Consider the following 18,298-nt stretch of genomic DNA (forward strand, 5'->3'; position numbering starts at 1 on the left):
CGAAAGCCGGGGCCCGCACCCGTCAGGCCTTGCGCGCTTCCGACTCGTCGATCAGCGTCAGCACGTCGCCGATCAGGTCGCGCATCGCGATGCGGGCCCCATCCGGATCGCCCGCCCGGATCGCGTCGCGCACCGCCGCGTGGTCGGAGACGCTGGCGCTGCGGCCCTTGATCCGGTTGGTGAAGCGGATCGAGGTGCGCAGCGCAGTCGTCACCACATCGCGAAACTGGATGTAGAACGGGTTGCGCGAGGCGCGGAGGATCGCGACGTGAAAGGCGATATCCGCCTCCAGCGTGTCGTCCATGCCGTTCTCGGCCGCTTCCATCCGCGCCAGCCCCTCGCTGATCCGGTCCAGTTCCTCGCTGCTCGCGAAGCGCGCGGCCAGCGCCGCCGCCTCGGGCTCGATCGCGACGCGCAGCTGGTTGAAATGCTTCAGCAGCTCGACCGAGAATTGCCGCTCCAGCAGCCAGCGCAGCACATCGGTGTCGAACAGGTTCCACGACGCGGTCGGCTGGATGACCGTGCCCTGACGCGGCCGCGCGCTCAGCAGCCCCTTGGCGGTCAGCATCTTCACCGCCTCGCGGGTCACCGACCGGCTGACGCCGTGCTGCTTGGCAAGCTCCGCTTCGGTCGGGAACGCCTTGCCGTCGAAATGACCGGTGACGATGGCGCGGCCGAGGCTGTCCAACATGCCATAGGTGAGGTTGCGCCCGAGCTGGGGACGGGCGTCCTCCAGAGCGAGCCTAGACATGTCGGCCAAACGCCACTCCCCTTCGTTTCTTGTCTGCCAACGTTTACCGGATGGGGGGACGAAGCGCTAGACAAGACCAATTAATAAGATAAATGAACCATGACGCCGCCGGTTTCGCCGAAGCGGTCCGGGGAGGGTAAACCGTGACGAGTCTCTCGCAAATCGATATCATCGTGGTGGTCGCCTATGCGATCGGCATTTTCGGGCTCGCCCAGTGGGTCAGCCGGGAAAAGGCGGGCCACGCCAAGGACACGTCCGACTATTTCCTCGCCTCGCAATCGCTTCCCTGGTGGGCGATCGGCGCATCGCTGATCGCGGCGAACATCTCGGCCGAACAGATCGTCGGCATGTCCGGCTCCGGCTACGCGATCGGCCTGGCGATCGCCTCCTATGAATGGATGGCGGCGCTGACGCTGCTGATCGTCGGCAAGTTCTTCCTGCCGATCTTCCTGAAGAACCAGATCTACACCATGCCGCAGTTCCTGGAACAGCGGTACGGCAAGACGCTGCCGATCATCATGGCGGTGTTCTGGCTGGCGCTCTACATCTTCGTGAACCTGACCTCGATCATCTGGCTCGGCTCGATCGCGGTGAACAAGGTCGCGGGGATCGACCAGAATGCGGCGCTGATCGCACTCGGGCTCTTCGCCTTGCTCTATCAGCTCTATGGCGGGCTGAAGGCGGTGGCGCTGACCGACATCGTACAGGTCACCTTGCTGGTGCTGGGCGGTCTGGTCGTATCCTATCTGACGCTGAACCAGATCGGCGGCGGCCAGGGCGTGCTCGCCGGCTTCGACGTGCTGACCAGCCGCGTGCCCGAGAAGTTCGACATGATCCTCGAACCCGACAATCCCTTCTACAAGGACCTGCCCGGCATCGCCGTTCTGGTCGGCGGCATGTGGATCGCGAACCTCAGCTATTGGGGCTTCAACCAGTATATCATCCAGCGTGCGCTCGCCGCGAAGAACCTGGGCGAGGCGCAGAAGGGCGTCGTGTTCGCCGCCTATCTCAAGCTGCTGATGCCGGTGATCATCGTCCTGCCGGGCATCGCCGCGGTGGTGCTGGCGCCCGACCTGGCCAAGCCCGACGAAGCCTATCCGACGATGATGCGGCTGCTGCCGCCGGGCCTGCTCGGGCTGGTGTTCGCCGCGCTGATCGCCGCGATCATCGCCTCGACCGCCAGCAAGATCAATTCGATCGCCACCATCTTCACCCTCGATCTCTACGCCAAGGCGCGCGGCATCCAGACCCGCGGCGAGGACGGCGCACCCGCGGCAACCGGGCAGGAGAAGCACCTCGTGCTGATCGGCCGCATCACCGCGGCCGTGGCCATCGTGATCGCGCTGTTCTCCGCCCGCTGGCTGCTGGGCAATTCCGATCAGGCGTTCCAGTTCATCCAGGAATTCTCGGGGTTCTTCACCCCGGGCATCACGGTGATCTTCCTGCTGGGCCTGTTCTGGAAGCGCGCGACCGAAGCCGGCGCGATCGTCGCGGCAATCACCTCGGTGGTGCTCTCGGCGGTATTCTGGCTGCCCGCCAAATGGCACGGCAGCGAGACGCTGAACGCGGTGCCGTTCATGAACCGCATGTCGATCGTTTTCGCCGTCTCGCTCGTCCTCGCCATCGTGGTCAGCCTGATCCGCCCGGCACGGACCGAGAGCAATCGCGTGACGATGGACGGGGTCACCTTCTCGACACCGCTGCTGTTCAACATCGCCAGCATCGTCGTGATCCTGATCCTCGTCGTCCTGTACGCGACCTGGTGGTGAACGTCGCCGACGCCTTCCTCGCGGTCGATTGGGGGACGACCAACCGCCGCATGTTCGTGATCGAGGGCGGACGGGTGGTCCGCACCGAGCGCGACGGACGCGGCGTCACCGCCGTGTCGGACTTCGCCGCCGAGGCGGCGGACATCCGGGCGCGATTCGGCGACCTGCCGATGCTGATGGCGGGGATGGTCGGATCGAATATCGGCTGGCAGGCGGCACCCTATGTTCCCGCCCCGGCCGGAATAGACGCGCTCGCAGCAAAGCTGCTGCGGATCGACGAGCGGACCGCGATCGTCCCCGGCGTCTGCGCCCAGGATCCGGCCGACGTGATGCGCGGCGAGGAAGTCCAGCTGCTCGGCGCGGTCGCAGCCGGGCTCGTGCCGGGCGACGCGCTGCTGGTCCAGCCCGGCACCCATTGCAAATGGGTCGATATGCGCGGCGGCGCCATTGCCGGATTTCGTACCGCCATGACCGGCGAGCTCTTCGCGCTGCTGCGCAGCCACGGCCTGCTCGCCACACAATTGGGCAGCGAGGTCACCTCCGGCCCCGCCTTTCAGGCAGGGGTTGAAGAGGGCCGGAAGCGCGACCTGGCCGCATCGCTGTTCGGCATTCGCGCCGCGCGACTGCTCGGCCAGCGCGACGATGCCGATGCGGCAAGCTATGCCAGCGGCCTGCTGATCGGCAGCGATGTTGCCGCCCGGCTGGTAGGACGCGGTGGCGAGACTGCCTATATCCTCGCTGACGCCGGCCTGGGCGACCTGTACCGCGCGGCGATCGAGGCCAATGGCTGCACCGCGCAATTGGTCGACAGCCATGACGCCTTCGTGGCCGGCATTATCGAGGTAGCGAGACGATGAGCTTTACCAACACATTCGACGCCGCCTTCGCGCGGCTCCCGCTGGTCGCGATCCTGCGCGGGGTGAAGCCCGACGAGGTCGAGGCGATCGGCGACGCGCTGGTCGATGCCGGCTTCGAACTGATCGAGGTGCCGATGAACTCGCCCGATCCGCTCGATAGCGTGGCGCGGCTGGCAAAGCGCTTCGCCGGACGCGCGGTCGTCGGCGCAGGCACCGTGCTGCGGGTCGATCAGGTCGAGGCGGTGCGCGAGGCAGGCGGCACGATGATCATCTCGCCCAACGCCAATGTCGAGGTGATCCGCGCGAGCGCGGCGGCGGGCCTCGCCTCCCTGCCCGGCATCGCCACCCCCAGCGAGGCATTCGCCGCGCTCGATGCCGGCGCGACCGCGCTCAAGCTGTTCCCCGCCGAGGCGGCAAGCCCCGCCGTGCTGAAGGCGATGGGCGCGGTGTTGTCCAAAGGCACGCGCATGCTGCCCGTCGGCGGGATCTCGCCCGATACCATGGCCCCCTGGCTCGCGGCGGGCGCGGCCGGCTTCGGACTGGGCTCCGCGCTCTACAAGCCCGGCCTGTCAGCCGCCGAGGTCGGTGCCAACGCCCGCGCATTCGTGACCGCGCTGCGCGGCTGAGGCTGCGCCGGGACCCGTTCTGCACTCTCCCCCGGATCGGTTCCGATTAACCGAGATCACTGGTTGCCCCGACGCCCGGCTTGGACTTACACTCGTGTAAACAAGCGGGAGAGGGTGGATGCAGGATCCGGAAATCGAGCTGCTGGCCGACAGCGCGGCGCGGTTCTTCGAACGGGAGGCGACGCCCGAGCGCATCGCGAAATGGCGCGAGGAGGGTCGCGTCGAGCGCGCCTTCTGGCGCCAGGCGGGTGAGGCCGGACTGCTCGGCGCGTCGATCCCGGCGGAATATGGCGGTGGCGGCGGCGATTTCCGGCACGATGTCGCGCTGGTCGAGGAAGTGGCGAAGCACGGGGTCGAGGGGTTCGCCCTGTCGCTCCACAATGTCATCATCCTGCCCTATGTCCTCGCGCACGGCACCGAGGAGCAAAAGCGTCGCTGGCTGCCGAGACTCTGTTCGGGCGAAAGCGTCGCGGCGATCGCGATGAGCGAGCCCGGCGCCGGATCCGACCTTCAGGCGATCCGCACCACGGCGCTCAAGGACGGCAACGGCTATCGCGTCAACGGTGCCAAGACCTTCATCTCGAACGGCCAGATCGCCGACTTCGTCATCGTCGTCGCCAAGACCGACCCGAGCAAGGGCGGCAAGGGCGTGTCGCTGCTGGTGGTCGAGACCGACCAGGCCGAGGGGTTTCGTCGCGGCCAGGCGCTCGACAAGATCGGGCTGGATGCGCAGGACACGTCGGAACTGTTTTTCGACGATGTCTGGGTGCCGGCCGACAATCTGCTCGGCACCGAGGAGGGTCAGGGGTTTCGCCAGCTGATGGCCGAGCTGCCGCGCGAACGGCTCGTGATTGCGGTCGGATCGGTCCAGACCATGGCCAAGGCGATCCAGGTCACCAGCGACTATGTCAAGGAACGCCAAGCCTTCGGCCAGCGCATCTTCGATTTCCAGAACACCCAGTTCAAGCTGGCCGAGTGCAAGGCAAAGGCCGAGGTCGCGCGGGTCTATGTCGAGGACTGCGTCCGGCGCTACATGGACGGGACGCTCGACCTGACCACCGCCGCGATCGCGAAACTGTGGGTGACCGAGACCGAATGGGAGGTGGTCGATGCCTGCCTTCAGCTTCACGGCGGCTATGGCTATGTGAACGACTATCCCATCGCGCGGATGTGGCGGAACGCCCGGGTCCAGCGAATCTATGGCGGATCCAGCGAAATCATGAAGTTACTGATCGCACGCTCGCTCTAGCGTCCGGGATCGCCTTTTCCGGCGTTTTCCGCTACGGAAGTGCAGGTGAACCTGCAGCGCTCCTGGTGGTCGGCGTTCGCGAGCTTCAGCATCGCGGTCGCGCTGTTCGTGTCGCTGCTGCCACAGGCCGTGGCGGTGGCCGCATATGAGCGCGCCGCGTTCAGCGAGCATGGCGCCCGGATCCAGCTGCTCGTTCCCGATCGCTATATCGACGGGCGGCGGCTGACCAAGAACTGGCGGCCCGAAAGCAACCGCAGCGATCTCGACAATGGCGCGCTCGTGCCGATCGATCCAGCGGCGCTGGCGGGGGTCCAACCGGTTACCGGCGTCGTGGTCGCGGTGGCCGCCTATCCCGTCGAGGTCCAGCGCTGGCGTCCCCCGGCGCAGCCCCGCGCACCACCCCTCGCCTGACCTTGTCCTGATCGAGGCCGGAACCGTCCGGCGAACCATCATATTCGGCGTGCCCCGTTCATGAGGCGCGGACGTACGCCAGCAAGGCACTGAAGATGATTATCGAACATGAAGCCACCTCGCGCGCGCTTGATCGCCGCAGCGGGGCCGACGTCACGACCGACGCGATCGAGGATATCCTGCGTCGTTACCCCAATGTGTTCCAGGTCGAGATCGACCGGGCCGTGATGTTCCTGTCGAGCGCCCCCATGCTCCAGCGCGCCGCGCTCGTGGCACGGCCGGGAATGCAGGCGAAGATCGACCGGCTGCGCGGCGATCACTCCAAGGCGTTCCGCGACGGATCGACCAGCTATGTCCTTGTCGGGCTGCTCAGCGCGACGGCAATCCTGTTGGGGTATCTGGTCTCCGGATTGAGCTGACCGGACGGGCAGCGAAAGGCGGATGCGTTCGGCGCATCCGTCCTTCGCGGGCCTGGCCCAAGGGTTGAAGGCGCCGGGTGCGAGGCGTACCTCACGCCCATGAAGAATTCCGACTCCGCTGCGCTCGACCATATCGAGACGCATCTCGACGACGCGATCGAACGGCTTTTCTCGCTGATGCGCGTCCAGTCCGTATCCACCGACCCCGCTTATGCCGAGCAGTGCCAGCGTGCCGCCGCACTGCTGGCCGACGAACTGGCCGATATCGGCTTCGACGCGCGGGTCGCGCCGACGCCGGGCCATCCGATGGTCGTCGCCCATTATGACGGGCCGGGGCCGCATATCCTGTTCTATGGCCATTACGACGTGCAGCCGATCGACCCGATCGAGCTGTGGACGCGCGATCCGTTCGATCCCGCGCTCGAGGCCCGAGACGATGGCAGCCGCATCATCACCGGTCGCGGCGCCAGCGACGACAAGGGCCAGTTGCGCACCTTCGTCGAGGCGTGCCGCGCGTGGAAGGAAACCACGGGCTCGCTGCCGTGCAAGGTGACCATATTGTTCGAGGGCGAGGAAGAGTCGGGCTCGCAGAGCCTCGACCCGTTCCTGCGCGAGCATGCCGACGAGCTGAAGGCCGATTTCGCGCTGATCTGCGATACACTGATGTGGGACCGCGAGACCCCGGGCCTGACGATCGGCCTGCGCGGCATGGCCGCCGGCGAAGTGACGGTGCGCGGGCCCTCGCGCGATCTCCATTCGGGCCTGTATGGCGGCCCGGCGCGCAACCCGATCCAGCTGCTCGCCACGATCCTTGGCGAGATGAAGGACAAGGACGGCCGCGTCACATTGGCCGGCTTCTATGACGGCGTGCATCCCGTCAGCGATGCGCTGCGGGCCGACTGGGACCGGCTGGGCTTCGACGGTGAAGAATATCTGGGCGAGGTCGGCCTGAGCCAGCCCGCGGGCGAGGCGGGGCACGATGTGCTCGAACAGGCCTGGGCCCGGCCGACCGCCGAGGTGAACGGCATCTGGGGCGGCTATACCGGCGAGGGGTTCAAGACGGTCATTCCGGCCGAGGCGAATGCCAAGATCAGCTTCCGGCTGGTCGGCGACCAGGATCCCGACAAGGTCTGGGCAGCGCTCGAGGCGCATGTCCGCGATCGGCTGCCTGCCGACTGCACTGCCGAGTTCAGCCTGCGCGGCCCCGGCAGCCGCGCGATTACCGTTCCCAGCGACAGCAGCGCGCTGCTCGCCACGCGCGAGGCGCTCGATGCCGAATGGGGCAAGTCGGCGCTGCTCGGCTGCGGCGGCTCGATCCCGGTGGTCAATTCGATCCGCTCGATCCTCGACATGGACACGGTGCTGGTCGGTTTCGCCCTGCCCGACGACAATATCCATTCGCCGAACGAGAAGTACGAGCTGAAGAGTTTCCACAAGGGCATGCGCAGCTGGGTGCGGATCCTGGGCAAGCTGGGCGAGATGGCGGATGCACGCGACGCGGCCGTCGCGGCCTGATCCAGCATCCCGCCGGACCGGGCGGAACGGTTGACGTGGCCGCGCGGGCGAACGATAGCGGGACCATGGTTCCCCTTTCGTTCGCTGGCCACGAGTTCATGGCGCTGCCCGAAGGCGCGCTCTACTGGCCCGCGCGGCGCGCGCTGCTGGTCGCCGACCTGCATTTCGAGAAGGCCAGCTGGTTCGCGGCGCGCGGCCAGATGCTGCCGCCCTATGATTCGATCGCAACGCTGACTGAGCTGGAGGCTTTGGTCCTGCGCACCGACGCGCGCGAGCTCTGGTGCCTGGGCGACAGTTTCCACGATTCACGCGGCTGCGAGCGCCTGCCCGATCGCGCGCGCGCGCTGCTGACCGACCTGACCGCCCGGCTCGACTGGCGCTGGATCACCGGCAACCATGACTCGAAATTCGTCGATCATTGCGGCGGCACGATCCTGGAGGAAGCCGAGGTCGACGGCCTGTTGCTGCGTCACGAGGCCGATCCCCGCGAGCTGCGGCCCGAATTGTCGGGTCATTTCCACCCCAAGCTGCGCGTGTCGGTCCGCGGGCGGCACGTGTCGCGCCGATGCTTCGTCGCGACCGGTGCCAAGCTGATCCTGCCGGCTTTCGGCGCGCTGACCGGCGGCCTCGACGCGCATCACCCGGAGATCGTCCGCGCCGTCGGCCGCCGCGCCGAGGCGCTGGTCGCGCTCAACGGGAAGCTGTTGCGCTTTCCGATCGCCGCCTGAGCTGCACGCTCAGAGCTTCCCGAACACGCCCTCAAACCCGGCCAGGTCGTCCCTGGCCAGATAGCGCGCCTGCTCGATCCAGCGGTCGCGTGCCATGCGGCCCTGGAAGTCGCCCAGCTGCGCGTCGAGCGCAGCCGCCTCGTCCGGCGTCAGCGACGCGATCTGCTCGAACCGGGTCACGCCCAGGCCGTTCAGCCGCTGCGCGAGCTTCGGCCCGACGCCCTTCATCCGCGTGAGATCGTCCGCGGCGGGTTCGGCCGGTCCCGGCTCGGCCAGATCGGCTGCGAGCGCAGCGGGTCCCGCATCGAGCGGCGCGGCTGCGGCGATCGGCTCGTCGGCCAGCGGTGCCGGAGCGGGCGTTTCCTCGACGACTGGTTCGCTGGGCGGGGGCACCGGCGCGGGTTCGGGGGCTGGCGTCGGCGCGACCGGCGGCAGCGGGCGAGCGGCAGGTTGCTCGACAAGGGGCGACGCTGCCTCGGTCGGTTGCTGGTGGATCTCGTTCTGCGCTTCCAGCTCGCGGCGCGTGTTCGCCGCGCGGCGTGCGCACACCGCCCCCCACCACAGGATGGCGACGCCGATGATCACGCCGATGCCGATGATGACGAACGGCAGCGTCAGCCATTCGGGGCCGCCGGGCAGCAGCGGAGCGGTCGATTGAAGCGTTTCCATCGCGGGCGCCTTCCTGCTTTCTGTCGTTATCCGATCAAGGGTTTAGCGCCGGATCGTGCCGCGTCCAGCGCGCACGGTCGGTAGCGCTCATCCCTCTTCGCGCTCGACCTCGCGCCAACCGATGTCGCGGCGGCAGAAGCCGGTCGGGAAATCGATCGCATCCACCGCCTGGTAGGCAGCCGCCTGCGCGTCGCGCACGCTTGCGCCGCGCGCGGTGATGGTCAGCACCCGGCCGCCGCTGGCCACCAGCCTGCCGTCCGCCATCTTCGTGCCCGCGTGAAACACCTTTGCGCCCGTCGCCTCGGCCGCCTCGATGCCGTCGATCATGCCGCCCGCCTCGGGCGTGCCGGGATAGCCATTGGCCGCCATCACGACGGTCAGCGCCGGATCGTCGGAGAAGCGTGGCGGCGCGCGGCCGGCGAGTTCTCCCTTGTCGACCGCGACCATCCAGTCGAGCAGATCGTCCTCCAGCCGGGTCATCAGCACCTGGCATTCGGGATCGCCGAAGCGCGCATTATATTCGATCAGCTTCGGGCCGTCGGCGGTCAGCATCAGCCCGGCATAGAGCACGCCCGAATAGGGATTGCCCTGCCGCGCCAGCGCCTCCACCGTCGGGCGGACGATCTCGTCGATCGCGCGCGCCTCCAGCTCGGGCGTGAGCACTCGCGCCGGGCTGTACGCGCCCATGCCGCCGGTGTTCGGGCCGGTATCGCCCTCGCCCACCCGCTTGTGGTCCTGCGCCGACCCGAACGGGACATAGGCGGTGCCGTCGGTCAGCACGAACAGGCTGGCTTCCTCGCCCTCCAGGAATTCCTCGATCACCACACTGCCGCCCTGGCCCGAGAAGATGTCGGCGATCGCCGCCTCGGCATCCTCGCGGCTCATGGCCACGGTCACGCCCTTGCCGGCCGCCAGTCCGTCGGCCTTCACCACCACCGGGACGCCGAAATCCTCGAGCGCGGCCAGCGCGCCGTCCTTGGTCTCTGCACGGGCATAGCCGGCGGTCGGGATATTTTCCCGCGCGCACAGGTCCTTGGTGAAGCCCTTCGACCCCTCCAGCTGCGCCGGAAAGCGGTTTGGCCCGAACACGCCGATCCCCATGGTGCGCAGATTGTCGCCCAGCCCCTCGACCAGCGGCGCCTCGGGCCCGACCACGACGAACTGGATCGAATGGCGGATGCAGAAATCGATCAGCGCGCGGTGATCGCCCGCGGGAATATCGGCGATCTGCGCGTGCTGGGCGATGCCGGGGTTGCCCGGCGCCGCATAAAGCGTATCCAGCAGCGGCGATTGCGCGAGCTTCCAGGCAAGCGCATGTTCGCGTCCCCCAGACCCCACCAGCAGGACGTTCATGCCCGATCCCCTTTATGACGCTCCATCGGGGCGGCTGGTAGCCGAGCCGACGCCCGGCGACAACGCCGTGCCGCTCAGCATCGGCGAATTGTCCGCGAAGCTGAAACGGATGGTCGAGGGCGAGTTCGGCCATGTCCGGCTGCGCGGCGAGATTTCGGGATGGAAGCGCGCCGCATCGGGTCATGCCTATCTGGCGCTGAAGGATGCCGATGCGGTGATCGACGGCGTCATCTGGCGCGGCGCCGCCAGCGCGCTCCCCTTTCAGCCGCAGGATGGGCTTGAGGTCATCGCCACCGGCAAGCTCACCATCTATCCCGGCCGATCCAAATATCAGATCGTGATCGAGCGGATGGAGCTGGCCGGCGAAGGCCAGCTGATGGCGCTGCTCGAAAAGCTGAAGGCGAAGCTGGCGGCGGAGGGGCTGTTCGACCGCGAGCGCAAGAAGCCGCTGCCCTATCTGCCCAGGGTGATCGGCGTGGTCACCTCGCCAACCGGCGCGGTGATCCGAGACATCCTCCACCGGCTCGAGGACCGCTGCCCGACGCATGTCGTCGTCTGGCCGGTCAAGGTCCAGGGCGACGGGTCGGCCTCCGAGATCGCCGCGGCGATCCGCGGCTTCGACAGTCTCGCGACCGGCGGCCGGGTCGAGCGGCCCGACCTGCTGATCGTCGCCCGCGGCGGCGGCTCGATCGAGGATCTCTGGTCGTTCAACGACGAGCAGGTGGTTCGCGCGATTGCCGACTGCTCGATCCCGGTGATCTCGGCGGTCGGGCACGAGACCGATACCAGCCTGTCCGATTATGCCGCCGACCTGCGCGCGCCGACCCCGACCGCGGCGGCCGAAATGGCGGTTCCGGTGCTGGCCGAGCTGCGCCACGGCATCGCCAGCCTGGCGCTGCGCACCCAGCGCTGCGCCAAGCGCTATCACGAGCGCGCCTGCGAACATCTCGCGGCCTTGGTCCGCGTGCTGCCACGACGCGACGCGCTGCTCGGGCCGCAGCGGCAGAAGACCGACGATCTGGCCGCCCGGCTCGACCGCGGTCTCGAGCGCAAGGTCCAGCGATCGCGCGGCGAGCTCGATCGCGCTACCGGTGCGCTGCGCCCCTCGACGCTGGACCAGCGGCTGGAAACCGCGCGCCACCGGCTGGAGGGCGCCTCGCGCCTGCTGGACTCGGTCAATCCCGACAATCTGCTGCAGCGCGGCTATGTTCGCGTCGGCGCGCGCACCTCGGGCAAGGTGATCACCACCGCCGAGGAAGCCCGCGCGGCGGGGGCCATTACGCTCCAGTTCAGGGACGGGCCGATAGATGCCCGGGTTGAGCGTGCGGGCGGCAAATCCTATGAAGGATCCAGGCCCGAACAGCCGAGCCTGTTGTGATCAAAGCCGTTTTCGGATCGAGCCTGTCATGTTGATGTCGAACAACTCCCGCGCCGCCAAGCTCCATTATATGGCCAACAGCTTCCGCATGCTGTCGCCCGGCGACCATGTCGTATGCGCCGCCTCGGGCGAGCGCGTGCCGCTGGAGGTGCTGCGCTACTGGAGCGTGGCGCGCCAGCAACCCTATGCCAGCGCCGAACTCGCGACCCGGACGCTTCTCGCCTGATGCGATTGTCGCGCGGCGTCGCCCAGGCGGGTCTCGTCCTGTTGCTGCTCGGCGGAGGTCTTCCGGCCGGCATCTTCGCCGCCTCGGCTCAGCCCGCGCCGATGGCATCCGCGCCAGACAGAACTGACCCTTTCCGCCTCCGCGGAGAACTGACCCAGGGCGGCTGGGCGATCGGCACCCTGCCCGCCGGGACCTCCGGTCTCAGCTTCGATGGCGGCTCGATCCCGATCGACCGCGACGGCACCTTCCTGATCGCGTTCGATCGCGATGCTGCGCCCCAGGCGCAGCTGGTCGCGACGCGCCCTGATGGCAGCCAGGTGACCAGGACGCTGACCATCTCGCCGCGCAGCTGGCAGATTTCGCGCCTCAACAAACTGCCCCGCTTCCCCGTGCCGCAGCCCGAGTTCATTCGCCTGCGCCAGCCCGAGCTCGAGCAGATCGCCGCCGCCCGCGCCCGGCCGACCGACGCCGAAGGCTGGCGTCAGCGCTTCATCTGGCCGGTGACCGGCCGGATCTCGACCCGATTCGGATCGCAGCGAATCTATGCCGGCGAACCCGGTGCCTATCATTCGGGCCTCGACATTGCCCGGCCGACCGGAACGCCGATCGTCGCCCCGGCCGACGGCGTGGTGATCCTGGCGGCCCCGACCCCCTTCACGCTGGAGGGGCGGCTGCTGATGATCGACCATGGCGCCAGCCTCAACAGTGCCTTTCTCCACCTGTCACGCATCGATGTCCGCGTCGGAGACCGCGTTCGCCAGGGCCAGACGATCGGCGCGGTCGGCGCCACCGGCCGCGCGCAGGGCGCACATCTGCACTGGGGCATGAAATGGCGCGACGCACGGATCGACCCGCTGCTGTTCGCCGGGCCGATGCCGGCGGGGGCACGATAGCTGGGACAGCCCGAGGTCGCCGCGCTTCCCACTGGGCGCGGCAGCAGCTTCGCGCTCAAATAACTTCCATATTTTTGTGGGCGTTGGACGTATTTGCGAAACGCCCCAGAAACTTGAATTGCGTGCCGATGTGATGATTTTGTCACATCGTTGCCCAAAAGGCGCCAAGACCTGAATAGGCATTGCCGCAGTGCGGCATGCGTTTGTACACATGTGCCATACTGGCATCTTTGCCGGTTATTTCGTGCGGCTGAACAGGCAGGCCGCTGAATAGGGGACACATTAGATGAAGACAGCATTCCGTTCGCGTCTGCTCGCATCGACGCTGCTGGTCGGCGCGACCATGGTCGCAGCGCCAGCATTTGCTCAGGATGAGACTGCCGAAGAGGGCACGATCGTCGTCACCGGCTCGCGCATCGCGCGCCCCAACCTCGAACAGAACAGCCCGGTCGCTGTTGTCACCGGCGAAGAAACCGTCGCCAATGCCGACATCACGCTCGAAACCTTCTTGAACACGCTGCCGCAGGTCAATCCGGCCGGCACGACGACTTCGAACAACCCGGGTAACAACGGTCAGTCGAATATCGACCTTCGCGGCCTGGGCTCCAACCGTAATCTCGTCCTGATCAATGGCCGTCGCCCGATGGTGTCGGCATCGAATCAGACGGTCGACCTCAATACCATCCCGCAGGGTCTGATCGACCGTATCGATGTCGTGACCGGGGGCGCCGGCGCGGCCTATGGTGCCGACGCAATCGCGGGCGTAGTCAACATCATCCTGAAGGACGACTTTCAGGGCGTCGATCTGCGTGCGAACTATTCGAACTCGATCCGCGAGACGGACGCGCGCGAATTCCAGGTTGCCGGTACGATCGGTGGCAATTTCGCCGACGGCCGTGGTAACATGGCGCTGTCGGTAGAGTATTCGGAGCGCCAGAGCCTAATCAAGGCACAGCGCGCCTTCGCATCGCAGGCAACCTCGACCACTAGCTCGTTCCCAACCGGCTCGTTGACCAACAGCTCGCTCAATCCGATCAGTCAGGCCGCGGTCGACTCGCTGTTCGCAGGCTATGGCGTGACTGCGGCGCAAACGCCGCGCATCAACCAGCTCGCGTTCAACTCGGACGGCTCGCTGTTCGGCGTAGGCACGTTCAACAGCCCGGTCGATGTTTCGAACTTCCGCTATTCGCTTTCGTCTGCGGCGAACCCGAACCTGAACTTCTTTCCCGATTTCTACTCGTACAACTTCGACATCGTGAACATCCTCGTCCTGCCGCTGGAGCGCTATTCAGCCTTCCTGCGCGGCAATTACGAGATCAGCCCGTCGTTCGAATTCTTCGTCCAGGGCGGTTACACGAACTACAAGTCGTCGAGCGCGCTGGCGCCGACGCCGGTCAGCACGGGTATCGTCAACACCAACAGCACCGCTTCGGCCCTCAACGCCCGCTCGCCGCTGGTGAACCTGGTTCAGGACGGAGGCCCTAATGCTGGCCAGCCCGGGCGCATCACCGGCTTCGTGGTCCCGACCACCAACCCGTTTGTCTCAAACGATCTGCGTGCACTGCTGAACTCACGAACCGGCAACGACCCCAACCTCACCGGAACCGGTGCGGCCGAAGGTATCCGTATCGGCTATCGCTTCCTCGGCACCGGCCTGCGCGAGCAGTCGTTCGAGAATGAAGTGATCCAGGGTCTCGCCGGTCTGCGCGGCGAGATCGCGCCCGGCTGGCGCTACGAGGCCTATTACTCTTGGGGCAAGACGGTCATTGACCAGCAGGCCAAGGGCAACGTCAACGTCCAGAAGGTTCAGCAGCTGCTCGAGGCTGCGGACGGCGGGGCCAGCCTGTGCGATGGTGGCTTCAACCCGTTCGGTATTCAGCCCTTCTCGGCGGACTGCGTTGCGTTCGTGGCCGAAACCGGCGTGACCAAGACGACCTTCACCCAGAAGGTTGCCCAGGCCTATGTCTCGGGTGAACTGGCCGACCTGCCTGCTGGCCCGCTCTCGATCGTGGCGGGTGTCGAAAAGCGCGACTTCCGCTATGAATTCGATCCCGGCGCGCTGTTCGGTCCGATCGCTGGCTTCAACACCAGTACGCCCGACCTCGGCACCAACAGCTTCCTCGACTTCTTCGGCGAAGTCCTGGTACCGATCGCAAAGAACCAGTCCTGGGCCGATACACTGGAACTGTCGCTGACCGCTCGTTACTCGAAGAGCGACTTCAACGATATCCAGAACGGCATCGACGGCACACCGTCCAAGGATTGGGCCTATGGCGGCACCGTCACCTGGGCGCCGATCCCGGAAGTCCGCTTCCGCGGCAGCTACCAGCATTCGGTGCGCGCGCCGAATTTCGGCGAACTGTTCTCGGGCGGCGGAAGCTTCCCGCAGATCTTCGATCCGTGCTCGCAGAACACCAACTTCCGCAAGACCGGTGGCGCCCAAGCAGCCGCACTGTGTGAAGCAACTGGTGTCGGCGCTTCCACGCTGAGCTCGTTCGTCGCCACCCCAGGTGCGCAGGCGTTCATCACGGTGACCGGCAATCCGAACCTCAAGCCGGAAAAGTCGGACACCTTCACCTTCGGTACGGTGTTCCGTGCGATGGGCTTCACGGGGTCGATCGATTATTACAACATCCGGATCAACGACACGATCTTCAATCCGGACGTGAACGAGATCATCGCGTCATGCTATGGCTATAACGACATCAATTCCGGTCTTAGCACGTCGAACCCGTTCTGCAGCGCAATCGGTCGCTCGAACAACAACATCTCCGGCATCTACCTGCCGGCGAGCCTGGGCGGCGACGCCAGCGGCTACTTCCAGGCCGTAAACCAGGGCCGCGTGAAGACCTCGGGCATCGACTTCCAACTGGGTTACCGCTTGCCGACCACGTTCATCGGCGAAGATGCCGGCCTGAACTTCAACCTGCTGGTCAACTATCTGATCGACTTCAAGGTCGGCGGCCTTGGTGGTCTGACCACCGACTATGCCGACACCGTGTCGTATTTCGGCGCCGGTCTCGGCACGAGCTTCCCCGAGTGGAAGGGTACGATGAATGTCGGTTGGGACTTCGACAAGCACTTGTCGCTCCAGTCACGCATCCGGTACATCGATGCGATGGAAAACCGCGCTTCGCGGCAGTTCATCGGCGAGACCTTCACCGGTGTGCCGAGCGTCTGGTATTTCGACTTCGCGGTTCAGGCGACGGTCGAGAACATGACGCTGCGTCTCGGCGTCAACAACGCCTTTGATCGCCAGCCGCCGACTTATGCGCCGAACGTTCAGTCAGGCACCGATCCGTCGACCTACGACGTGATCGGACGGCGCGCCTACGTCTCGGCTCGCCTGAAGTTCTGATACTTCACCTATCGAGACAGGAGAGGGCGGGACTGGTGTCCCGCCCTCTCTTTTTTTAGGCTGTCGACATGACGAGCATTACCGATCAGATGAACGCGGCGGTCGCCGCCTTTACCCGCGGCGACTATGGTCGCGCCCGCGCGCTGGCGGAGGGCGTGTCGCGGCAGCAGCCGCGCAATGCGGCGATCCTCCAGTTTCTGGGTGTCGTGTCTTGCCAGGCCGGAGACGCAAAGACCGGCAGTGAGTATTTCCGTCGCGCCATCGCTGCAGGGGCAGACACCGTCGACAATCGCCTCAACCTCGCCAAGGCGTTGATCTCCTTGGAAGCTTATGACGAAGCGGAGAAGCTTTGTGAGGGCGCGATGGCCGCCGACTCGCCGGACCTTCAGCGCATGCACGCGGAGATCCTCAAGGCCCGCGGTCGCGCGGACGACGCTTTATGGGCCTATGAAGCTCTGACAGCGCAACGGCCTGACCAGTTCGAAAACTGGAATAATCTTGGCACGGCGCGCCTTGACCGCGGCGACGTCGAAGGCGCGTTGACTGCCCTCCAAAAAGCCCGTGAACTCGCACCGAAGTCACCCGTCGTGCATGTCAATCTTTCACGGACGCTCGCGGCGATGGATCGTCATGAGGAGGCCTGCCTGATGATGGAGCAGGCCGCGCTGCTCGATCCGAAGGACCCGAAGCCGCTGGCCGAATTGGGACGCATGCTGACCGCGATCGATCATCCCGCAGACGCCCTGCGCGCGCTCGGCGCGGCCGCGAAACTTGATTCCTCCGACCCGCGTATCTTCTCCGCGATTGGACAGGCCTTCACCGATCTTTCCGAACTGGCCAAAGCCGAACAGGCATTTCGCTTCGCTCTGAACATCGACCCCTCCTCGGGCTACAATTTTGTCGACCTCGGCATCCTGCTCGAAAAAGCGAACCGCCTCGACGAACTGGAAGCGCTGCTCGGCCACGTTCGTCGCGCCGGCGCCGCCGGTCCCGAGATCGACTATCTGGAAGCGTTGCTTCTCAATCGGAAGGGCAATACCGCCGAAGCGCTGGAGCGGGTGCGGACGATTGAATCCCGTGCGATTCATCCTGCCACGGTCGCGCAGATGACCGGCCAGTTCGAAGACCGGCTCGGCAATGTAGACGCGGCCTATCGCGCCTTCGAGGACATGAACCGCCTGATGGCCGAGACTCCGTTGGGCATCGGCATGGACCGGACCGCCTATCGCCGCGGGATGGATCGCCTCGCCGCTCAGACGACGGCGGAATGGTTTGCGACATGGCCCCAGGTTCCGCCCACCGCTAAACTCAGCCCGGCCTTCCTAGTCGGCTTTCCAAGATCGGGCACAACCCTGCTCGACACCATGTTGATGGGGCACAGCGCTACCAAAGTGATGGAAGAGCTTCCGATCATCGAAAAGATCGCTGGCGACATTGGCGATGTAAGCCAGATCTCGGCGCTGACCGCGTCTGACGTTGCCGCACTGCGCGAGCGTTATTTTGCCGAGGCGGAGAAAGCAGTCGGAAGCGCAACCGGTCACCTCATCATCGACAAGAATCCGTTGTCGATGATCCGCCTGCCGCTCATCCATCGACTGTTTCCCGAGGCCCGTATCATTCTCGCGATGCGTCACCCCTGTGATGTCGTGCTGAGTTGCTTCATGCAGAATTTCAAGCCGACCGAGGCTATGTCCAGCTTCCTCGATTTCGACAACGCCAGCCGCACTTACGACCGGATCTTTGCCTATTGGGAACAGTGTCGCGGGATTTTCCCGTCTGATATCCACATGTTGCGCTATGAGGACATGATTGCAGAACCTGAAGCCGAACTGAGGCCGGTGCTGGCGTTTCTTGGGCTCGACTGGGAAGGCGGCGTCCTCAACCATCAGGACACGGCGGCAGCCCGCGGACATATCCGAACGCCCAGTTACGCGCAGGTGACCGAACGCATCTATGATCGCGCGCGCGGGCGATGGGAGCGATATCGCGGATATATGGATCATATCCTGCCGGTCCTGGCGCCCTGGGCGGAACGCTATGGTTATGGCGATATTTTGAAACGGGATCAGGTAACCGGCAGCGATTGAACTTGCCTG

16 protein-coding genes are annotated in these 18,298 nt (G+C 65.9%); 13 read left to right on the forward strand and 3 right to left on the reverse strand.

The features are described from left to right. Nucleotides 1-22: 22 nt before the first annotated feature. A complete protein-coding gene (locus ACZ1H8_RS06575; protein ID WP_465180544.1) occupies nucleotides 23-751 on the reverse strand; it encodes a FadR/GntR family transcriptional regulator in 729 nt (242 codons plus the stop codon). Nucleotides 752-894: 143 nt separating this feature from the next. Between ACZ1H8_RS06575 and ACZ1H8_RS06580 the strand changes: the two genes are divergently transcribed. The 8 genes from ACZ1H8_RS06580 (at nucleotide 895) to pdeM (ending at nucleotide 8,325) form a co-directional block, all read left to right on the forward strand. Further along, entirely contained in the window at nucleotides 895-2,520 is a 1,626-nt protein-coding gene (locus tag ACZ1H8_RS06580) for a sodium/sugar symporter (RefSeq protein ID WP_465180545.1), read from the forward strand. Beyond that, entirely contained in the window at nucleotides 2,514-3,377 is an 864-nt protein-coding gene (locus ACZ1H8_RS06585) for a 2-dehydro-3-deoxygalactonokinase (protein ID WP_465180546.1), read from the forward strand. Before ACZ1H8_RS06580 ends, ACZ1H8_RS06585 begins: the two co-directional genes overlap by 7 nt. Then, on the forward strand, nucleotides 3,374-4,003 hold the full coding sequence (locus ACZ1H8_RS06590; RefSeq protein WP_465180547.1) for a 2-dehydro-3-deoxy-6-phosphogalactonate aldolase: 630 nt from the start codon (nucleotides 3,374-3,376) through the stop codon (nucleotides 4,001-4,003). Before ACZ1H8_RS06585 ends, ACZ1H8_RS06590 begins: the two co-directional genes overlap by 4 nt. A 118-nt stretch (nucleotides 4,004-4,121) precedes the next feature. After that, the gene (locus ACZ1H8_RS06595; RefSeq protein ID WP_465180548.1) at nucleotides 4,122-5,252 is read left to right on the forward strand and encodes an acyl-CoA dehydrogenase family protein; all 1,131 of its coding nucleotides are present in this window, start codon (nucleotides 4,122-4,124) and stop codon (nucleotides 5,250-5,252) included. 45 nt (nucleotides 5,253-5,297) lie between these two features. Further along, nucleotides 5,298-5,663 (forward strand): hypothetical protein, encoded by a 366-nt coding sequence (locus ACZ1H8_RS06600; protein ID WP_465180549.1) that lies wholly within the window; start codon nucleotides 5,298-5,300, stop codon nucleotides 5,661-5,663. A 95-nt stretch (nucleotides 5,664-5,758) separates the two neighbouring features. Then, on the forward strand, nucleotides 5,759-6,082 hold the full coding sequence (locus ACZ1H8_RS06605) for a hypothetical protein (protein WP_465180550.1): 324 nt from the start codon (nucleotides 5,759-5,761) through the stop codon (nucleotides 6,080-6,082). Between the two features lie 99 nt (nucleotides 6,083-6,181). Then, nucleotides 6,182-7,597 (forward strand): M20/M25/M40 family metallo-hydrolase, encoded by a 1,416-nt coding sequence (locus ACZ1H8_RS06610; RefSeq protein ID WP_465180551.1) that lies wholly within the window; start codon nucleotides 6,182-6,184, stop codon nucleotides 7,595-7,597. Nucleotides 7,598-7,662: 65 nt separating this feature from the next. Then, nucleotides 7,663-8,325 (forward strand): ligase-associated DNA damage response endonuclease PdeM, encoded by a 663-nt coding sequence (gene pdeM, locus ACZ1H8_RS06615; protein ID WP_465180552.1) that lies wholly within the window; start codon nucleotides 7,663-7,665, stop codon nucleotides 8,323-8,325. Nucleotides 8,326-8,334: 9 nt separating this feature from the next. Here pdeM and ACZ1H8_RS06620 read toward each other — a convergent pair whose 3' ends face one another. Both ACZ1H8_RS06620 and purD read right to left on the reverse strand, forming a co-directional pair. Next, nucleotides 8,335-8,994 carry a hypothetical protein gene (locus ACZ1H8_RS06620; RefSeq protein WP_465180553.1) on the reverse strand — a complete coding sequence of 220 codons (660 nt, stop codon included), beginning with the start codon at nucleotides 8,992-8,994 and terminating at the stop codon, nucleotides 8,335-8,337. Between the two features lie 87 nt (nucleotides 8,995-9,081). After that, a complete protein-coding gene (gene purD, locus ACZ1H8_RS06625; RefSeq protein ID WP_465180554.1) occupies nucleotides 9,082-10,347 on the reverse strand; it encodes a phosphoribosylamine--glycine ligase in 1,266 nt (421 codons plus the stop codon). Between purD and xseA the strand changes: the two genes are divergently transcribed. From xseA to ACZ1H8_RS06650, 5 genes are all read left to right on the forward strand, one after another. After that, entirely contained in the window at nucleotides 10,346-11,725 is a 1,380-nt protein-coding gene (gene xseA, locus ACZ1H8_RS06630; RefSeq protein WP_465180555.1) for an exodeoxyribonuclease VII large subunit, read from the forward strand. The two genes, purD and xseA, sit on opposite strands and share 2 nt — an antisense overlap. Nucleotides 11,726-11,753: 28 nt before the next feature. Beyond that, a complete protein-coding gene (locus ACZ1H8_RS06635) occupies nucleotides 11,754-11,951 on the forward strand; it encodes a DUF2093 domain-containing protein (RefSeq protein WP_465180556.1) in 198 nt (65 codons plus the stop codon). Beyond that, the gene (locus ACZ1H8_RS06640; RefSeq protein WP_465180557.1) at nucleotides 11,951-12,844 is read left to right on the forward strand and encodes a M23 family metallopeptidase; all 894 of its coding nucleotides are present in this window, start codon (nucleotides 11,951-11,953) and stop codon (nucleotides 12,842-12,844) included. Before ACZ1H8_RS06635 ends, ACZ1H8_RS06640 begins: the two co-directional genes overlap by 1 nt. A 286-nt stretch (nucleotides 12,845-13,130) precedes the next feature. Then, entirely contained in the window at nucleotides 13,131-16,202 is a 3,072-nt protein-coding gene (locus ACZ1H8_RS06645) for a TonB-dependent receptor domain-containing protein (RefSeq protein WP_465180558.1), read from the forward strand. Nucleotides 16,203-16,270: 68 nt separating this feature from the next. Beyond that, the gene (locus ACZ1H8_RS06650; protein ID WP_465180559.1) at nucleotides 16,271-18,289 is read left to right on the forward strand and encodes a tetratricopeptide repeat-containing sulfotransferase family protein; all 2,019 of its coding nucleotides are present in this window, start codon (nucleotides 16,271-16,273) and stop codon (nucleotides 18,287-18,289) included. Nucleotides 18,290-18,298 lie beyond the last annotated feature (9 nt).

This window comes from Sphingomonas sp. BL-S-25, assembly GCF_055521555.1.

What these genes read in the sequence shown, in the direction of transcription:
- ACZ1H8_RS06605 (WP_465180550.1), top strand. Translation starts at nt 5,759, where the DNA reads ATGATTATCGAACATGAAGCCACCTCGCGCGCGCTTGATCGCCGCAGC.
- pdeM (WP_465180552.1), top strand. Translation starts at nt 7,663, where the DNA reads ATGGTTCCCCTTTCGTTCGCTGGCCACGAGTTCATGGCGCTGCCCGAA.
- ACZ1H8_RS06640 (WP_465180557.1), top strand. Translation starts at nt 11,951, where the DNA reads ATGCGATTGTCGCGCGGCGTCGCCCAGGCGGGTCTCGTCCTGTTGCTG.
- ACZ1H8_RS06645 (WP_465180558.1), top strand. Translation starts at nt 13,131, where the DNA reads ATGAAGACAGCATTCCGTTCGCGTCTGCTCGCATCGACGCTGCTGGTC.
- ACZ1H8_RS06610 (WP_465180551.1), top strand. Translation starts at nt 6,182, where the DNA reads ATGAAGAATTCCGACTCCGCTGCGCTCGACCATATCGAGACGCATCTC.
- ACZ1H8_RS06595 (WP_465180548.1), top strand. Translation starts at nt 4,122, where the DNA reads ATGCAGGATCCGGAAATCGAGCTGCTGGCCGACAGCGCGGCGCGGTTC.
- ACZ1H8_RS06650 (WP_465180559.1), top strand. Translation starts at nt 16,271, where the DNA reads ATGACGAGCATTACCGATCAGATGAACGCGGCGGTCGCCGCCTTTACC.
- xseA (WP_465180555.1), top strand. Translation starts at nt 10,346, where the DNA reads ATGCCCGATCCCCTTTATGACGCTCCATCGGGGCGGCTGGTAGCCGAG.
- ACZ1H8_RS06620 (WP_465180553.1), bottom strand. Translation starts at nt 8,994, where the DNA reads ATGGAAACGCTTCAATCGACCGCTCCGCTGCTGCCCGGCGGCCCCGAA.
- ACZ1H8_RS06635 (WP_465180556.1), top strand. Translation starts at nt 11,754, where the DNA reads ATGTTGATGTCGAACAACTCCCGCGCCGCCAAGCTCCATTATATGGCC.
- purD (WP_465180554.1), bottom strand. Translation starts at nt 10,347, where the DNA reads ATGAACGTCCTGCTGGTGGGGTCTGGGGGACGCGAACATGCGCTTGCC.
- ACZ1H8_RS06575 (WP_465180544.1), bottom strand. Translation starts at nt 751, where the DNA reads ATGTCTAGGCTCGCTCTGGAGGACGCCCGTCCCCAGCTCGGGCGCAAC.
- ACZ1H8_RS06590 (WP_465180547.1), top strand. Translation starts at nt 3,374, where the DNA reads ATGAGCTTTACCAACACATTCGACGCCGCCTTCGCGCGGCTCCCGCTG.